The organism is Stenotrophomonas sp. ZAC14A_NAIMI4_1 (assembly GCF_003086915.1).
Taxonomy (GTDB): Bacteria; Pseudomonadota; Gammaproteobacteria; order Xanthomonadales; family Xanthomonadaceae; genus Stenotrophomonas.
In genome coordinates this window covers 268766-283708 of sequence record NZ_CP026002.1, presented here as the reverse complement: position 1 = coordinate 283708, position 14943 = coordinate 268766, and the positions used below count along the sequence as shown (strand labels likewise).

The following is a 14943-nucleotide window of genomic DNA, read 5'->3' as shown; positions in this document are numbered from 1 at the left end:
ACCCCGCGTTGTGCGGCGTCGGCATGGTAAACCGAAAGTCAGGGCATTCACGCCAGCGATTGTCCCGATCAGATGTCTATCTGGCGTTTCGACCGGGCCTGGAGGATGGCTGACACCAGCAGGTCACCGGTCACCGGCTTGCGCAGGAAACCATCGAAGCCGGCGGCAAGTACCTGGGTTTCCGCATAGGCATCGGAACGCGCGGTCACCGCCACCAGGGGCAGCTCGTAGCCCATCGCGCGCAGCTGGCGGGCGATGGCGGTGCCATCCAGCGCGGGCAGGTCCAGGTCGAGCAGGCCGACATCGAAGCCGTCGGTGGCGATCTCCGAAAGCGCACCCAGCCCATGCAGCACGTGCACCACCTCGTGCCCGCGCGCGCGCAGCAGCCCGGCGATGACCTCAGCCACGGTGACATCGTCCTCCACCAGCAGGATGCGCAGGGCGGGCAGCACCGGCACCGCGGCCACTTCGCTCTGCGGCGACGCCGCCTGGCGCGTCCACGGCAGCGGCACAGGCACGCGGAAACGCGCGCCCTTGCCCAGCTGGCTGTCCACGTCGATGTGCCCGCCCATCGCCACTGCCAGTTCCTGGCAGATCGCCAGCCCCAGCCCGCTGCCACCATAGCGCGAGGCCGTGCGCGGCCCGTCGGCCTGCTCGAAGCGGTGGAACAGCCGGCGCTGCTGCTCGGCATTGATGCCCGGGCCGCTGTCGCTGACCTCGAAAGTGACCGCGCCGCCCCCCTCCTGCAGGTGGGCGCCCAGCCCCACGTAGCCACGCTCGGTGAACTTGATCGCATTGCCCAGCAGGTTCAGCAGGATCTGCCGTATCCGCATTTCATCCCCGCTGACGCAGATCGGCCCGGGCAGCGCGTCCTCGCGCCGGAACGCCAGCTGCCGCTGCTGCGCCATCGGCTGCATCAGCGCCTGCACCTGGTCGAGCAGGCCGTTCAGATCGAACGGACGGATATCCAGCTCCAGCCGCCCGGCCTCGATGCGGGCCAGGTCCAGCGCGTCGTTCACCAGCCGCAGCAGATGGCTGCCGGCCTGCTGGATCGACCCGGCGTAGCTGCGCTGCACCGGGTCCAGTTCGGTGGCCAGCAACAGCTCGCTCATGCCCAGCACGCCGGTCATCGGCGTGCGTACCTCGTGGCCCAGCGTGGCCAGGAAGCGGCTCTTGGCCTGCGAGGCCTGCTCGGCCAGCTGCTGCTTGTGCACGGTCAGCTGCCACTGCTGGCGCCGCCGCAGGCGCCGGCGGATCGACCACACCGTCACCAGCAGCAACAGCGAACCCAGCATCAGGTAACCGAAGATGGCCATGCCACTGCGCCACCACGGTGGCAGCACTTTCACCTGCAGCCGCTGCGAGGCCGTCCACGGCCCGCTGGCGGTGGCGGCCTGCACTTCGATGGAATACAGCCCCGGCGGCAACCGCGACAGCGTGCGCTGGCCATCGCCGCCCTGCTCCACCCAGTTCTGGTCGTAGCCGTCGACGCGGAACCGGTAGCGGTTGCCCTGCGGGTTGGCATAGGACAGCAGGCGCGCGTCGATCTGCAGGTCGCGATCATCCGGGCCCAGCAGCAGCGTGCCGTCCGCCGGCAAGGGCTGCCAGCCACGCGCATCGTCGCGGCGCACGCGTACCTGCGCGATCACCAGCTGCGACGGCGGCAGCACGACATCGGCCGCGTCGGGATCGAAACCGACCAGGCCGGTCTGGGTCACCGCCAGCACGCGGCCGTCGGCGCCGATGGCCGGCGGCCGACCAGTGAACTCGGCATCCGGAAGGCCATCGCGTTCGTTGAACTGCTGCACGCGCCGCGTCTGCGGATCCCAGCGCACCAGGCCACGCGGCGTGGTGGCCCACACGCGTCCATCACGGGCCAGCGCCAGCCCGCCCATGCTGACCGGCGGCATGCCGTAGGTCGCGTCGACGCGCTGGATCAGGCGCAGGCCCAGGCCATCCCACTGGTAGCGTTCGAATGCGCCCTGCCTGGCCAGCCACAGCTGCTGCGGGTCGATCCAGACCAGGTCGTAGATCTGCCCCTGCGACACGCCGGGCACGGCCACGAAGCGCTCGGCCTGCTCGCGCCAGATTCCCATCGCGCCAACCAGCCAGGCCTGCCCGCGCGCATCGAAGCGGATCTGCTCCACCGGCGCATCGCCTTCGCCGCGCAGCGCCGCCAGCTCGAAGGTCCGCAGCACCCGGCCATCAGCCGCACGCTGCTGCAGGCCCATGTTCATCACCGATATCCAGACCGTGCCGTCCGGGGCCTGGCGCATCAGGTCGATGCGCTGGCGCAGGTCGGCGCCACCGGCGATGGGCCAGTCGCGCAGCGTGCGCCGGGCCGGGTTGTAGACGCTGAGGCGTCCGGCCCGGCCCAGCCACAGCTGGCCATCCGGGCGCGGCAGCACCGACCATACCGCGCCGCTGCCCAGTTCGCGGTCGCTGGCCAGCAGGCTCAGCGTGCCCTGTGCGTTGATCTGGTAGACGCCGTGGGCCGAGCCGACGAAGTAGTTGCGGCCATCGCTGGCCGCGCTCAGCAGGTACTGGCTGTCCAGCGGACGTCCATCCAGCTGGTACCACGTGGAAAAACGCCGCCAGTCCGGCGGCAGGTAGGCCAGGCCCTGGGTCAACAGCGCGACCCACATGCCCCCTTCATGATCCTGCAGCAGATCCAGCACGCCGCTGTGGCTGGTCAGGAAGCCACTGCCGCGGTCGCCCTCCAGCCGCCTCAGCTGGCTCGCATCACCGCGCAGCAGGCCGTCGGAAGTGCCGGCCCAGTAGCCCCCCTGGCGATCGGCCAGCACCATCGCCGACCGCAGCTGGGCGCTGTCGGCCCAGCGTGGCCGGCTCACCCGGTCCTGCGCATCGATCCGGTACAAGCCATCGTTCTGCGTGCCGATCCAGATCGCGCCCTCGGCATCACGGCTCAACCGCAGCACGCTCACCGCGCCCAGTTCGCGCGCGGCGACCGCCTCGAATGCCGTGCCGTTCCAGCGCGCCAGGCCCGCTTCGGTGCCCAGCCACAGGCGGCCCTGCGCGTCGACCAGGCTGCTGTAGATGGTGTCGCTGGGCAGGCCACCCGGTGCCTGCCGGAAGAACCGCAGGCTGCCGTCCTCGCCGAAACGGCAGACCCCGTGCGTGCTGCTGCCGACCCACAGTGCCTCTTCGGCATAGGCCAGCGTCCAGACCTGGCCCTGGCATTCGTTGTTGAGTGTGTCGAAGGAGGTGAAGCGCTCGCGGTCCGCATCCAGCCGGGCCACGCCCTTGCCGTTGATGCCGACCCAGACGCGGTCGAGCGGATCGACCAGCAACGTCTCGATCTCGTTGCCGGGCAGCGAGCCGGGCTGTTCCGGATCGTGCTGCCAGACCCGCAGGGTGCCGCCGTCATAGCGCGCCAGGCCACCATCGGTGGCGGCCCAGATGTGCCCGCTGCGGTCTTCGGCAAGGGCAAGGACCATGCGCGACGGCAAGCCTTCGGCCGCACCGAATCGGCGCAGGCGCGGTGTTTCACCTGCCATGTCGAAGGTCGCCGCCGAGGTGGCCAACGCCATCAGCAACAGACCTGCCCCCGCGATGCACCGCCAGTACCGGCGCCAGCCGCTCTTCATCCTGAACCCCCTGTCCTGCGCCGATTGTCACACAGGGCCGGGGTCATCGCTGCAACAGGCTGTTTCCAGCGGCATTGCCACCACGAACTGTTGCAGCCGTGCACACAGCGCAGTGCAGGGCCTGTGCGTATGATCGAGGCACCTTTCCGCCGAGCCCTGCCGATGCGTTCCTGCCTGGCCCTGCTGCCCCTGCTGCTTGCCGCCGCCCCGGCGTGGGCCGGCAACGATGCCTGGCGCATCGACCCGGTGCATACCCGGGTGTTGTTCGCCATCGACCATGCCGGCTATTCGCAGGCGATGGGCACGATTTCCGGCAGTGCGGGACAGCTGCGGTTCGATCCCGACAACTGGCGGGAGGCGACCCTCGACGTCGAGATCCCCGTGTCGAGATTGGACCTGGGTGATGCCAAGTGGAACCAGGCCACCCTCGCCCGCAGCCTGCTCGATGGCGAACGCTTCCCCACCGCGCGCTTCGTTTCCACCCACGTCGAGCCGGTCGACGAGAAGCATGCGCAGGTCGCCGGCACCCTGACCCTGCGCGGGGTCAGCCAGCCGGTGGTGCTCGATGTCACTCTCAACGCGGTCAAGCGCTATCCGCTGCCGCCGTTCCGCCGCACCGTCGGCTTTTCCGCCACCACCACATTGAGCCGGCGTGCCTTCGGCATCACCGCGTGGCCGGGCGTCATCGGCGATGCCGTACAGGTGAGGATCGAGGCCGAAGCCGCGTTCGACCGCAGCGATGCGCCGGGAACTCCCGCCCCTGATTCCCACTCCGACAGCACGACGGCCCCCAAGGACCCCCGATGACCGCCAAGAACACGCCCGCCGCCTGGGGCAGTGTCAGCCAGACCCTGCACTGGCTGATCGCCCTGCTGATCCTTGCCTTGGGCATCGTCGGCCTGACCATGGGTGAACTGCCCAAGACGCCGAAGTATTTCTGGGTCTATACCGCGCACAAGTCCATCGGCATCACCGTGCTGGCACTGGTGCTGTTCCGCCTCGGCTGGCGCCTGTATGCCGGTGCGCCGAAGCCGGTGCCGGGCGTGCCCAGCTGGCAGGAACGCATCGCCAGCGCTACCCACGTGCTGCTGTACGTGCTGATGTTCGCCATTCCGCTGTCCGGCTGGCTGTACGACTCGGCCAGCGGCCTGCGCCCGTTCCGCTGGTTCGGCCTGGTCGACGTGCCCAAGCTGAGCGGCCCCGACCCGCAGACCGTCGCGGTGTCCCATGCCATCCACGAGTACGGTTTCTGGCTGTTGATCGCGGTGGTGCTGGCCCATGCCGGTGCTGCCTTCTACCACCACCTGTTCCAGCGTGATGCCACCCTGTCGCGGATGTTGCCGCGCGGCTGGCTCGCCTCCCCCCAGAAGGACTGACCCATGACCCTGAAACTGACCACCCCGGCCGCCGTGGCCGCCGCCCTGGCCGGCATGCTGGCCACCGGCCCGGTGCTGGCCGCCGATTACGCCCAGGCCCCCGGCGCCGGCTCGATCCTGGTGTTCGCCACCAAGTACGACGGCGAAGTGTTCACCGGCAGCTTCCCGGGCTTTGCCACCAAGCTCAGCTTCGACCCGGCCAACCCGGCTGCTGGTTCGCTGGACGTGGTGATCCCGCTGGCCGGCGCCAAGAGCGGCAACAGCGACCGCGACTCGACCCTGCAGGGCGCCGATTTCTTCAATGTCGGCAAGTTCGCCACCGCGCACTACACCGCCAAGGGTTTCCGCGCCGTGGGCAACGACCAGTACGCCGCCGACGGCACGCTGGAACTGCGCGGCGTCAGCAAGCCGGTCACCCTCACCTTCACCTGGAAGCCGGGCACGCAGCCGGTGCTGACCGGCAAGGCAACGGTCAAGCGCCTGGACTTCGGCGTGGGCGGCGGCGACTGGGCCGACACCAAGACCATCCCGGACGAAACCTCGATCAGCACGATCGTCAAGTTCGACGCGAAATAAGACGAGCCTGCCGCCGGGCATGGCCCGGCGCTACCTTGGAACGTTGATGCCGGGTAGCGCCGGGCCATGCCCGGCGGATTCACCCCGCAGCCAGCCAGGCCTGCACGCCGGCCGCATCGAACGGCCAGTCCAGCTCGCGGTCGCCGGCCTCGTCGCGCAGCACCGGCACCCGCGCGCCATAGCGCGCCTCCAGCCCGGGCTGGTCGTCCAGGAACACCGAATCGAACTCCGGCGCCCTTGCCTTGGCCAGCTCGGCCAGGGCCATGTCGCAGAGGTGGCAATCATCACGCTGGAACAGGGTCAACACCGGTCCGGCCCCCTTGGCGGAAATGCTGCGCCGCAGCCATGGCGGGCGGCATGAACCGCTAGAATAGCGGTCTCTTCCGGTACCCGCAGTACGGCAACCATGGCTGTCAGCACGTTCGACGTTTTCAAGATCGGCATTGGCCCGAGCTCCTCGCACACCGTCGGGCCGATGAAGGCCGCCGAGCGCTTCATCCACCGCTGGCTGCTCGATCCGGGCCGGCTGCATGAAGTGGCGCGCATCCGCGCCGACGTCTACGGTTCGCTGGCCCTGACCGGCCGCGGCCACGGTACCGACAAGGCCATCCTGCTCGGCCTTGAGGGCCAGCGCCCGAACCTGATCGACCCGGACATCATCCCGGCCACCTTGGAACGCATCCGCAGCAGCAAGCGCATCCAGCTGATGGGCCAGCACGAGATCGCCTTCGACGAGAAGCGCGACCTCGGCATGAACAAGCGCCAGAAGCTGCCGTACCACACCAACGGCATGCGCTTCACCGCCTACAACGCCGAAGATGAAGTGATCGCCACCCGCGATTACTACTCGGTCGGTGGCGGCTTCGTGGTCAACCAGGACGATGCGGCCGATGACCGCATCGTGCCCGATGAAACCCCGCTGCCCTACCCGTTCAAGAGCGGCGATGAACTGCTGGCGCAGACCGCGCGCAGTGGCCTGAGCATCGCCCAGCTGATGTTCGAGAACGAAAAGTGCTGGCGCAGCGAGGACGAGATCCGCGCCCAGCTGCGCGAGATCTGGAGCGCGATGCAGTCGTGCGTGGCGCGCGGCATCCGCGAGGAAGGCGTGTTGCCGGGCGGCCTGAAGGTGGGCCGTCGTGCACCGGCGCTGTACCGCGAGCTGTCGTCCAAGCCCGAAGCGGCGATGCGCGACCCGCTGACCACGCTGGACTGGGTCAACCTGTACGCACTGGCGGTGAACGAGGAGAACGCTGCCGGTGGCCGCGTGGTCACCGCGCCGACCAACGGCGCGGCCGGCGTACTGCCGGCGGTGCTGCACTACTTCGACCGCTTCTGCCCGGGCGCGAACGAACAGCGCGTGTTCGACTTCCTGCTGACCTCGGCGGCGATCGGCATCCTGTACAAGGAAAACGCCTCGATTTCCGGCGCCGAAGTCGGCTGCCAGGGCGAAGTGGGCGTGGCCTGTTCGATGGCCGCCGGCGGCCTGGTCGCAGCGTTGGGCGGCAACCCCAGCCAGATCGAGAACGCCGCTGAGATCGGCATGGAACACAACCTGGGGCTGACCTGCGACCCGATCGGCGGGCTGGTGCAGATCCCCTGCATCGAGCGCAATGCAATGGGTGCGGTGAAGGCGATCAATGCCTCGCGCATGGCCATGCGTGGCGACGGCAAGCACAAGGTGTCGCTGGACAAGGTCATCAAGACCATGCGCGATACCGGCCGCGACATGCAGGACAAGTACAAGGAAACCAGCCGTGGTGGCCTGGCGGTGAACGTCATCGAGTGCTGAGGGCCGGCATCGATTGTAGAGCCGAGCCCATGCTCGGCTGACGGAAAAGCCGAGCGTGGGCTCGGCTCTACACAGGGCGACACCGTCACGGTGTTCCGGTTAGGCTCGGGGCTCCCCTGCCCCGGACTGTCCCATGCGCGTGATCGCCGCCGCCCTGCTTGCCTGCCTGCCCCTTTCCGCGCTGGCTGCGCCAACCTACGGCCCGCGCCTGGAAGGCTTCGATTACGGCTACCCGGTGAAGACCTTCGCCCTGCAATCGCAGGGCCAGCCGCTGGAAATGACTTACCTGGACGTCACCCCGAAACGGAAGGCGGTCGGCGTGGTGGTGCTGCTGCACGGCAAGAACTTCTGCGCGGCCACGTGGCAGCAGACCATCGCGCCGCTGGTGGCCGCCGGTTACCGGGTGATCGCTCCGGACCAGATCGGTTTCTGCAAGGCCAGCAAGCCCGAGCGTTACCAGTATTCGTTCGGCCAGCTGGCCGCCAACACCCATGCGCTGCTGCAGCAGCTGCAGCTGGACGACCAGCCGGTGCACGTGGTCGGCCATTCGATGGGCGGCATGCTCGCCATCCGCTACGCGCTGATGTACCCGCAGGACCTGCGCAGCCTGTCGCTGGTCAACCCGATCGGCCTGGAAGACTGGAAGGCACTGGGCGTGCCGTGGCGCAGCGTCGATGAGTGGTATGCCGGCGAACTGAAAACCAGCTATGACAGCATCCGCCGCTACCAGCTGGACGTGTACTACGACGGCCAGTGGAAGCCCGCCTACGAACAGTGGGCGCGCATGCAGTCGGGCATGTACGAAGGCGCCGGCAAGCAGGCGGTGGCCTGGAGCCAGGCGCTGACCTCGGACATGGTGTTCAACCAGCCCGTGGTCTACGAGCTGAAGCACCTGCAGGTGCCGACCGCGTTGTTCATCGGCCAGAAGGACCGCACCGCGATCGGCCGCGACCGCGCCTCACCCGAACTGAAAGCCACGCTGGGTGACTACCCTGCGCTGGGCAAGGCTGCGGCCGCTGCCATTCCCAACGCGACCCTGGTCGAATTCGCCGCGCTGGGGCATTCGCCGCAGGTGCAGGATCCCAAGCAGTTCAACGCGGCGCTGTTGAAGGTGTTGAAGACCCGTTGACATACCGATCCGCCGGGCAAGGTCCGGCGGACACGGAGGGTAGCGTCGGGCCACGCCCGGCGAGCGCAGCGGCCGGCCGTCAACCGGCAATGCGCAACACATCATCCAACAGTGCTGCGGCGGTCACTTCCGCACCCGCACCCGGGCCCTGGATCAGCAGCGGCTGCTGGCGATAGCGGTCGCTGTGGATGGCCACGCGGTTGTCGGTGCCGGCACCCTGCGCCAGTGGATGATCGGCAGGCAGTTCGCGCAGTCCGACCTGCGCCCCCTCGGCATCGACACGGCCGACGAAGCGCAGCACGCGGCCCTGGGCGTGCGCCTGCTGCCAACGCGCCTGCAGCGGCGCATCCAGCTGCTCCAGCGCGGCCAGCGCCTCACCCAGCGGCAATGCCGCCAGCGCCGCCGGCACCAGTGAATCCACCTGCACCTGCGCCGCATCCAGCGCCAGCCCGCTGCTGCGGGCCAGGATCAACAGCTTGCGCCGCACATCCTCGCCGGACAGGTCCACGCGCGGATCGGGCTCGGTGTAACCGGCATCCAGCGCTTCGCGCACTGCCACCGAGAACGGCGAACGGCCGTCGTAGCGATGGAACAGCCAGGCCAGCGACCCGGACAGCACGCCTTCGATGGCATGGATGTTGTCACCGCCGGCCACCAGCGCGCGCAGGCTGCTCAACAACGGCAGGCCGGCACCCACCGTGGCGCTGTCACCGTAGCGCGCACCGCTGTCGGCACAGCTTTCGGCGATGGCCTGTGCGCGTGCCAGCTGCGCGCCGCGGCCCAGCTTGTTGGCCGTCACCACGTGCACGCCGCGGGCCAGCCACTGCACGTGGCGTGCGGCCACGTCCTCGCTGGCGGTGGCATCCACCACCACGTCGCCGCGTTCCAGGCCCTCGGTGCTGGCCCACGGCGGCGAGCTCTGCCCATCGCGCGGGGCGCGCCGCGCCAGTTCCAGCGGCAGCGCGAGGTCACGGTCGATCGCCAGCGCCGTGCGCGAGTTGGCCAGCCACTGCACGCTGGGCAGGTCCAGCCCACGTGCCTGCAATGCCTGGTAACGCTGCACGAACGCCGTGCCCACCGTGCCGGTGCCGAGCAGGGCCAGGCGGCCACCGCCGAGCGCGGGAATGTCAGCGGCCAGCGCGCTCATGCATCCACCACCTGTTTGCGGCGCACCGCAGCGCCGATCACCGCTTCGGCGCGCTGCAGCGCGGCGTCGAGATCGGCCAGCAGGTCACGCTCGGCTTCGATGCCCACCGACAAGCGCAGCAGGCCTTCGCTGATGCCGGCGGCGGCACGTGCCTCGGCGGTCATCGCCGCATGGGTCATGGTGGCCGGGTGCGCGACCAGGCTTTCAACGCCGCCCAGCGATTCGGCCAGGGTGAAGTAGCGCAGGCCATCGACAAAGGCGCGCACCGCTGCATGCGGATCCTCACCTTCGCAGGCCGCCAGTTCGAAGGACAGCATGGCGCCGAAACCGCTCTGCTGGCGCGCGGCGATGGCGTGGCCGGGATGGTCGGGCAGGCCGGGGTAGTAGACGCGTGCCACGGCCGGATGCGCATCCAGCAGGGCCACGATCGACGCGGTGTTCTCCTGGTGCGCGCGCAGGCGTGCATCCAGCGTGCGCAGGCCGCGCAGGGTCAGGAAGGCATCGAACGGCGAACCGGTCAGGCCCAGCGCGTTGCCCCACCACACCAGCTGCTCGTGCACCGCCGGGTCGCGCGCGATCACCGCGCCGCCGACCACGTCACTGTGGCCGTTGATGTACTTGGTGGTCGAATGCAGCACCACGTCGGCACCGAACGACAGCGGCTGCTGCAGGGCGGGCGACAGGAAGGTGTTGTCCACCACGACAAGCGCACCGGCCTTGTGCGCGGCATCGATGACGAAGCGCAGGTCGGTGATGCGCAGCAGCGGGTTGGACGGCGTTTCTACAAGCACCAGCTTCGGCTGGCTGGCCAGCGCCTGCGCCAGCGCACGCGGGTCGGTCAGGTCGGCGGTGACCAGGGTGAAGTGGCCCTTTTTGGCCAGTGCATTGAACAGGCGCCAGCTGCCGCCGTACGCATCGTGCGGCACCACCAGGGTATCGCCCGGCTGCAGCAGTGCGTTCAGCACCAGGTTGATCGCGCCCATGCCGGTGGCGGTGATGACGCCGCCGGCGCCGCCTTCCAGTTCGGCCAGTGCTTCGCCCAGCAGGTCGCGGGTCGGGTTGCCGCTGCGCGTGTAGTCGTACTGCCGCTTGTTGCCGAAGCCATCGAAACTGAAGTTCGACGACAGCACGATCGGCGGGGTGACCGCACCGTGGGCGGTGTCGCGATCGATGCCGGCGCGGACAGCGGCAGTGGTGCGGCTACAGGACGGCTCGTTGGCGTACAGGCTCATGCGGACTCTCCAGAAGTGCGGAAGGCGGTAGCGAGGATCGCGTCGATGCGATCGGTTTCTTTGAGGAAGGCGTCGTGGCCGTAGGGCGAGCGCAGCACGCGCAGGCTGCCGCGCGGGCCCAGCCCTTCGACCAGGCCGACCAGGTCGGCCAGCGGCACCAGCCGGTCACCCTCCACCGCCACCACCACGGTGGGCGGCAGGATGGCGGCGGGGTCCACGCGGTGCAGGTCGATCGATTCGGACAGGCGCAGGTAGGCGGTCACCGGCGTGCGCGCGACGTACTGCGCGCCGGCGGCATCGAGGTAGTCTTCGGCGGCCACGCGCACGCGGCCGTTGACCACTTCCGGCGCCGCATCGAAGCGCTCGCCGAATTCTTCCGGGGTGCGGTAGCTGAGCATGGCGAACTGGCGGGCCAGCGCCAGGCCGTGGTCTTCGCCGCACTGCAGCTGGCCCAGCGAAACGGCGCGGCGTTGCAGGGCGCGCCAGGCGGCGGCATACGGATGCGGGCGGTGCGCGCCGCTGGCCAGGACCAGCTGGCGCACGCGGCGGCGGTGGCGGATCGCGAACTGCTGGCCGACCAGCGCGCCATAGGAGTAGCCAACGAAGGCCTTCAGCACGCCGATGCCGAGATGATCGAGCAGCAGCGCCAGCGCGTCGGCCTGGTCGGCGGTGTCGATCGGCACGTCCAGCGCGCCATCTGCACCGATGAAATCGAAGGCCAGCACGCGCAGCTGCTGCGGATCCAGCGCGCGGCCGCTGCCGACCAGGCCTTCGGCCCAGCCCTTTTCGCTGAACTGTGCATTGGAGGCGACATGGCGGTGGGCGGAAATGCCGCCGGCCAGCACCACCACCGGCGCGTTGGCCGGCCCCACCCACTCGTAGCGCAGGCGCACCGGGCTGGCCCCGGCATGGCGCATCGACAGCACGGCAGCGAACTCGCCGCGCTCGGCGTGCACGCGGTCATCGACCGGCACGCTGACAGGGACAAAGGATTCGGGGCGGGCGGCAGTGCTGGGGGCGAAGCTCATGGCGGGATCCGTGTGGGAATTCGGCCATCGAGCCTTCGCGGGGCTCGCGTTCGAGATGCACGTGCGGTGCATGGTTCGAACCATCTTTCGGTGGACGCCACGGTCCCCGCAGGATTTGGCACCTACGCGGACGCTTTCGCGCCTGCGGGCTGCCCCGGCTTCAAAGGGCCTGTCCCTCTGCCGGTCTCGATGGTGGAGCCACGATGCCAGCCCTTTCCGGGCCTGTCAATCCCTTCATGCGGATAAAGCGATGGAATAAATGAACCGCCGTTCCGGGAACTGCGCCCGATCCCCGTGTTCAGGATCCGCTACAGTCGCCAGCGCCCTTCCCGCTGGATCCGTCGATGCCCCGCCTGCCCCTGTCCTGCCTGCTGCTGTGCCTGCTGGCCAGCGCAACCGTCCACGCCAGCGACTGGCGCCAGGGCTGGGGACTGGTGCCGAAGGCCGGTGCGGCCGCGGCCGGCGACGATGCCCCGCAGGCCGCGCCGACCACCCGGCTGCAGTTGCAGGCGATGGGCGGGCAATGGCAGGCGCGTATCGACAACCCGCTGGCAGGCCCGGTGCAGATCGAGCTGCGGCCGGCGCCCGGTGGCGCCATCGACGGCCTGCCGCTGCGTTCGCTGGTACAGGGCGGTGGCAGCCTGGTGGTTGGCCACCTGCCGGCCCCGGCCGATGGCCGCAGCCTGGAGGTGCGCCTGCAGTCGGTGCCGGGCAACCCCGCCGCACGGGCCGAGGACGTGGCCTACCGGCTGCCCTTCGAGGCGCCACGGCTGCGCGTGGACCAGGCCCCGAACGGACGCTTCAGCCACCAAGACGAAGAGAACCGCGACGCGGTGGATTTCGCCCTGCCCGAGGCCACTTTGGTGATGGCCGCGCGCGAGGGCACGGTGATGCAGGTGCAGGATGGCTTCAAGGCCAACGGCCAGGACCGCGAGCGCGATGCCGGCCGTGCCAATTTCATCCGCATCCTGCACAGCGATGGCAGCATGGCGCTGTACGGCCACCTGCAGGCGGGCGGCATGCGCGTGCGGCCCGGCCAGGCGGTGCAGGCCGGGCAGCCGATCGGCTTGTCCGGCAACAGTGGCTACAGCACCGCGCCGCACCTGCACTTCGTGGTCCAGGTCAACCGCGGCATGGGCCTGCGCTCGGTGCCGGTGCGTATTTTCACCGCGCAGGGCCAGCTGCAGTTCGCCCGCCAGGGCGAGGCCGACGGCGGCACCGGGCGCTGACCGGCCCCGGCCGGTATAATCGGGCGCTTATCTCTTTGAAAAGCGCCCCGGGCGGGCGCCACTGCCATGTCCGAAGTCGCCAACGAAGCGTCGCGTCGCCGCACCTTCGCCATCATTTCCCACCCTGACGCCGGCAAGACCACGCTGACCGAAAAGCTGCTGCTGTTCGGAGGCGCGATCCAGATGGCCGGTTCGGTGAAGGGCCGCAAGGCCGCCCGCCATGCGACGTCCGACTGGATGGCGCTGGAAAAGGAGCGCGGCATCTCCGTCACCTCGTCGGTGATGCAGTTCCCGTACGAAGGCAAGATCGTCAACCTGCTCGACACCCCCGGCCACGCCGACTTCGGCGAGGACACCTACCGCGTGCTGACTGCGGTGGACTCGGCGCTGATGGTGATCGACGTGGCCAAGGGCGTGGAAGAGCGCACCATCAAGCTGATGGAAGTGTGCCGCCTGCGTGACACCCCGATCATGACCTTCATCAACAAGCTCGACCGCGAGGGCAAGGACCCGATCGAGCTGCTGGATGAAGTGGAGACCGTGCTGGGCATCCAGTGCGCTCCGGTCACCTGGCCGATCGGCATGGGCCAGCGCCTGAAGGGCGTGGTGCACCTGCTGACCGGCGAAGTGCACCTGTACGAACCGGGCCGCAACTTCACCCGCCAGGATTCGACCATCTTCCCGTCCATCGATGCGCCCGGCCTGGCCGAGAAGATCGGTGCACAGATGCTGGCCGACCTGCGCGATGAACTGGAACTGGTGCAGGGCGCCAGCCACCCGTTCGACCTGGACGCTTACCGTGCCGGCAAGCAGACCCCGGTGTTCTTCGGCTCGGGCGTGAACAACTTCGGCGTGCAGCCGCTGCTGGACTTCTTCGTCGAGCACGCCCCGCCGCCGCAGGCGCGCACCACCACCGGCCGGATCATCGCGCCGGAAGAAAACAAGCTGAGCGGCTTCGTGTTCAAGATCCAGGCCAACATGGATCCGCAGCACCGCGACCGCGTGGCGTTCATGCGCATCTGCTCGGGCCGCTTCAGCGCCGGCATGAAGACCTTCCACGTGCGTACCGGCAAGGACATGAAGCTGGCCAACGCGCTGACCTTCATGGCCAGCGACCGCGAGATCGCCGCCGAAGCCTGGCCGGGCGATGTCATCGGCATCCACAACCACGGCACCATCTCCATCGGCGATACCTTCACCGAGGGCGAAGCGGTCACCTTCACCGGCATCCCCAACTTCGCCCCGGAACTGTTCCGCCGCGCGCGCCTGCGCGATCCGCTCAAGCTCAAGCAGCTGCAGAAGGGCCTGGCCCAGCTGTCGGAAGAAGGCGCGACCCAGTTCTTCCGCCCGCTCACCAGCAACGACCTGATCCTGGGTGCGGTGGGTGTGCTGCAGTTCGACGTGGCCGCCTACCGCCTGAAGGACGAGTACGGCGTGGAAGCCACCTTCGAGCAGGTCAGCGTGACCACCGCGCGCTGGGTCCACTGCAGCAACGAGAAGAAGCTGGAAGAGTTCCGCGAGAAGAACGCGCTGAACCTGGCCCTGGATGCGGCCGGCCACCTGGTCTACCTGGCCCCGACCCGGGTGAACCTGCAGCTGGCCCAGGAACGCGCGCCGGACGTGCGCTTCTCGGCCACCCGCGAAGCAGCGCATACCGTCCCGGCGGGTTGACGCCCCGGGGTCAGAGCCCTTTCCTGGCGGAAAGGGGTCTGACCCCGTACACGTGAAAGCCTGGGGTCGGATCCCTTTCCGCCAGGAAAGGGCTCTGACCCCGTTGCGTGAGGAGGGTCGGATTCATCGACCATACGGTGGCGGGGGTGCAAGCGCCC

General features: G+C 69.0%; 12 protein-coding genes and 1 riboswitch. Of the genes, 7 read left to right on the top strand and 5 right to left on the bottom strand.

The annotated features are described in order from the left end of the window. Window positions 1–68: 68 nt before the first annotated feature. The gene (locus tag C1926_RS01205; protein ID WP_108758003.1) at window positions 69–3608 is read right to left on the bottom strand and encodes an ATP-binding protein; all 3540 of its coding nucleotides are present in this window, start codon (window positions 3606–3608) and stop codon (window positions 69–71) included. A 162-nt stretch (window positions 3609–3770) separates the two neighbouring features. On the opposite strand from C1926_RS01205, the gene C1926_RS01200 reads away from it, so the two are divergent. Genes C1926_RS01200 through C1926_RS01190 form a run of 3 tightly spaced genes read left to right on the top strand, consistent with a single transcriptional unit; the run spans window position 3771 to window position 5560 of the window. Further along, window positions 3771–4415 (top strand): YceI family protein, encoded by a 645-nt coding sequence (locus C1926_RS01200; RefSeq protein WP_079225342.1) that lies wholly within the window; start codon window positions 3771–3773, stop codon window positions 4413–4415. Further along, a complete protein-coding gene (locus tag C1926_RS01195; RefSeq protein ID WP_079222815.1) occupies window positions 4412–4984 on the top strand; it encodes a cytochrome b in 573 nt (190 codons plus the stop codon). Before C1926_RS01200 ends, C1926_RS01195 begins: the two co-directional genes overlap by 4 nt. 3 nt (window positions 4985–4987) lie before the next feature. Further along, window positions 4988–5560: a YceI family protein gene (locus tag C1926_RS01190; protein WP_108758002.1), complete on the top strand. Its 573-nt coding sequence runs from the start codon at window positions 4988–4990 to the stop codon at window positions 5558–5560. A 79-nt stretch (window positions 5561–5639) separates the two neighbouring features. Here C1926_RS01190 and C1926_RS01185 read toward each other — a convergent pair whose 3' ends face one another. Next, window positions 5640–5867 (bottom strand): glutaredoxin family protein, encoded by a 228-nt coding sequence (locus C1926_RS01185; RefSeq protein ID WP_108758001.1) that lies wholly within the window; start codon window positions 5865–5867, stop codon window positions 5640–5642. A gap of 99 nt (window positions 5868–5966) precedes the next feature. Here C1926_RS01185 and C1926_RS01180 point away from each other — a divergent pair, with 99 nt between their 5' ends. Together C1926_RS01180 and C1926_RS01175 are read left to right on the top strand one after the other, a co-directional pair. Continuing rightward, window positions 5967–7349 carry an L-serine ammonia-lyase gene (locus tag C1926_RS01180; RefSeq protein WP_010482751.1) on the top strand — a complete coding sequence of 461 codons (1383 nt, stop codon included), beginning with the start codon at window positions 5967–5969 and terminating at the stop codon, window positions 7347–7349. A 133-nt stretch (window positions 7350–7482) separates the two neighbouring features. Next, window positions 7483–8478 (top strand): alpha/beta hydrolase, encoded by a 996-nt coding sequence (locus tag C1926_RS01175; RefSeq protein ID WP_108758000.1) that lies wholly within the window; start codon window positions 7483–7485, stop codon window positions 8476–8478. Between the two features lie 79 nt (window positions 8479–8557). Here C1926_RS01175 and C1926_RS01170 read toward each other — a convergent pair whose 3' ends face one another. The 3 genes from C1926_RS01170 to C1926_RS01160 are packed head-to-tail and all read right to left on the bottom strand — an operon-like array spanning window position 8558 to window position 11885. Further along, window positions 8558–9625, bottom strand: coding sequence for a homoserine dehydrogenase (locus C1926_RS01170; protein WP_108757999.1), 1068 nt, complete (start codon window positions 9623–9625; stop codon window positions 8558–8560). Next, window positions 9622–10857 (bottom strand): O-succinylhomoserine (thiol)-lyase, encoded by a 1236-nt coding sequence (locus tag C1926_RS01165; RefSeq protein WP_108757998.1) that lies wholly within the window; start codon window positions 10855–10857, stop codon window positions 9622–9624. The genes C1926_RS01170 and C1926_RS01165 overlap by 4 nt, the downstream gene beginning before the upstream one ends. Then, window positions 10854–11885: a homoserine O-succinyltransferase gene (locus C1926_RS01160; RefSeq protein ID WP_108757997.1), complete on the bottom strand. Its 1032-nt coding sequence runs from the start codon at window positions 11883–11885 to the stop codon at window positions 10854–10856. The genes C1926_RS01165 and C1926_RS01160 overlap by 4 nt, the downstream gene beginning before the upstream one ends. A 77-nt stretch (window positions 11886–11962) precedes the next feature. Next, window positions 11963–12081: riboswitch (SAM riboswitch) on the bottom strand. A gap of 148 nt (window positions 12082–12229) precedes the next feature. Between C1926_RS01160 and C1926_RS01155 the strand changes: the two genes are divergently transcribed. Then, window positions 12230–13114, top strand: coding sequence for a M23 family metallopeptidase (locus C1926_RS01155; protein WP_108757996.1), 885 nt, complete (start codon window positions 12230–12232; stop codon window positions 13112–13114). Between the two features lie 66 nt (window positions 13115–13180). Further along, window positions 13181–14785 carry a peptide chain release factor 3 gene (locus C1926_RS01150; protein ID WP_108757995.1) on the top strand — a complete coding sequence of 535 codons (1605 nt, stop codon included), beginning with the start codon at window positions 13181–13183 and terminating at the stop codon, window positions 14783–14785. The last annotated feature ends 158 nt before the right edge of the window (window positions 14786–14943 follow it).

Coding starts and splice junctions, on each gene's coding strand:
- C1926_RS01195 (WP_079222815.1), top strand. CDS start 4,412: ATGACCGCCAAGAACACGCCCGCCGCCTGGGGCAGTGTCAGCCAGACC.
- C1926_RS01175 (WP_108758000.1), top strand. CDS start 7,483: ATGCGCGTGATCGCCGCCGCCCTGCTTGCCTGCCTGCCCCTTTCCGCG.
- C1926_RS01180 (WP_010482751.1), top strand. CDS start 5,967: ATGGCTGTCAGCACGTTCGACGTTTTCAAGATCGGCATTGGCCCGAGC.
- C1926_RS01160 (WP_108757997.1), bottom strand. CDS start 11,885: ATGAGCTTCGCCCCCAGCACTGCCGCCCGCCCCGAATCCTTTGTCCCT.
- C1926_RS01150 (WP_108757995.1), top strand. CDS start 13,181: ATGTCCGAAGTCGCCAACGAAGCGTCGCGTCGCCGCACCTTCGCCATC.
- C1926_RS01155 (WP_108757996.1), top strand. CDS start 12,230: ATGCCCCGCCTGCCCCTGTCCTGCCTGCTGCTGTGCCTGCTGGCCAGC.
- C1926_RS01170 (WP_108757999.1), bottom strand. CDS start 9,625: ATGAGCGCGCTGGCCGCTGACATTCCCGCGCTCGGCGGTGGCCGCCTG.
- C1926_RS01205 (WP_108758003.1), bottom strand. CDS start 3,608: ATGAAGAGCGGCTGGCGCCGGTACTGGCGGTGCATCGCGGGGGCAGGT.
- C1926_RS01190 (WP_108758002.1), top strand. CDS start 4,988: ATGACCCTGAAACTGACCACCCCGGCCGCCGTGGCCGCCGCCCTGGCC.
- C1926_RS01165 (WP_108757998.1), bottom strand. CDS start 10,857: ATGAGCCTGTACGCCAACGAGCCGTCCTGTAGCCGCACCACTGCCGCT.
- C1926_RS01200 (WP_079225342.1), top strand. CDS start 3,771: ATGCGTTCCTGCCTGGCCCTGCTGCCCCTGCTGCTTGCCGCCGCCCCG.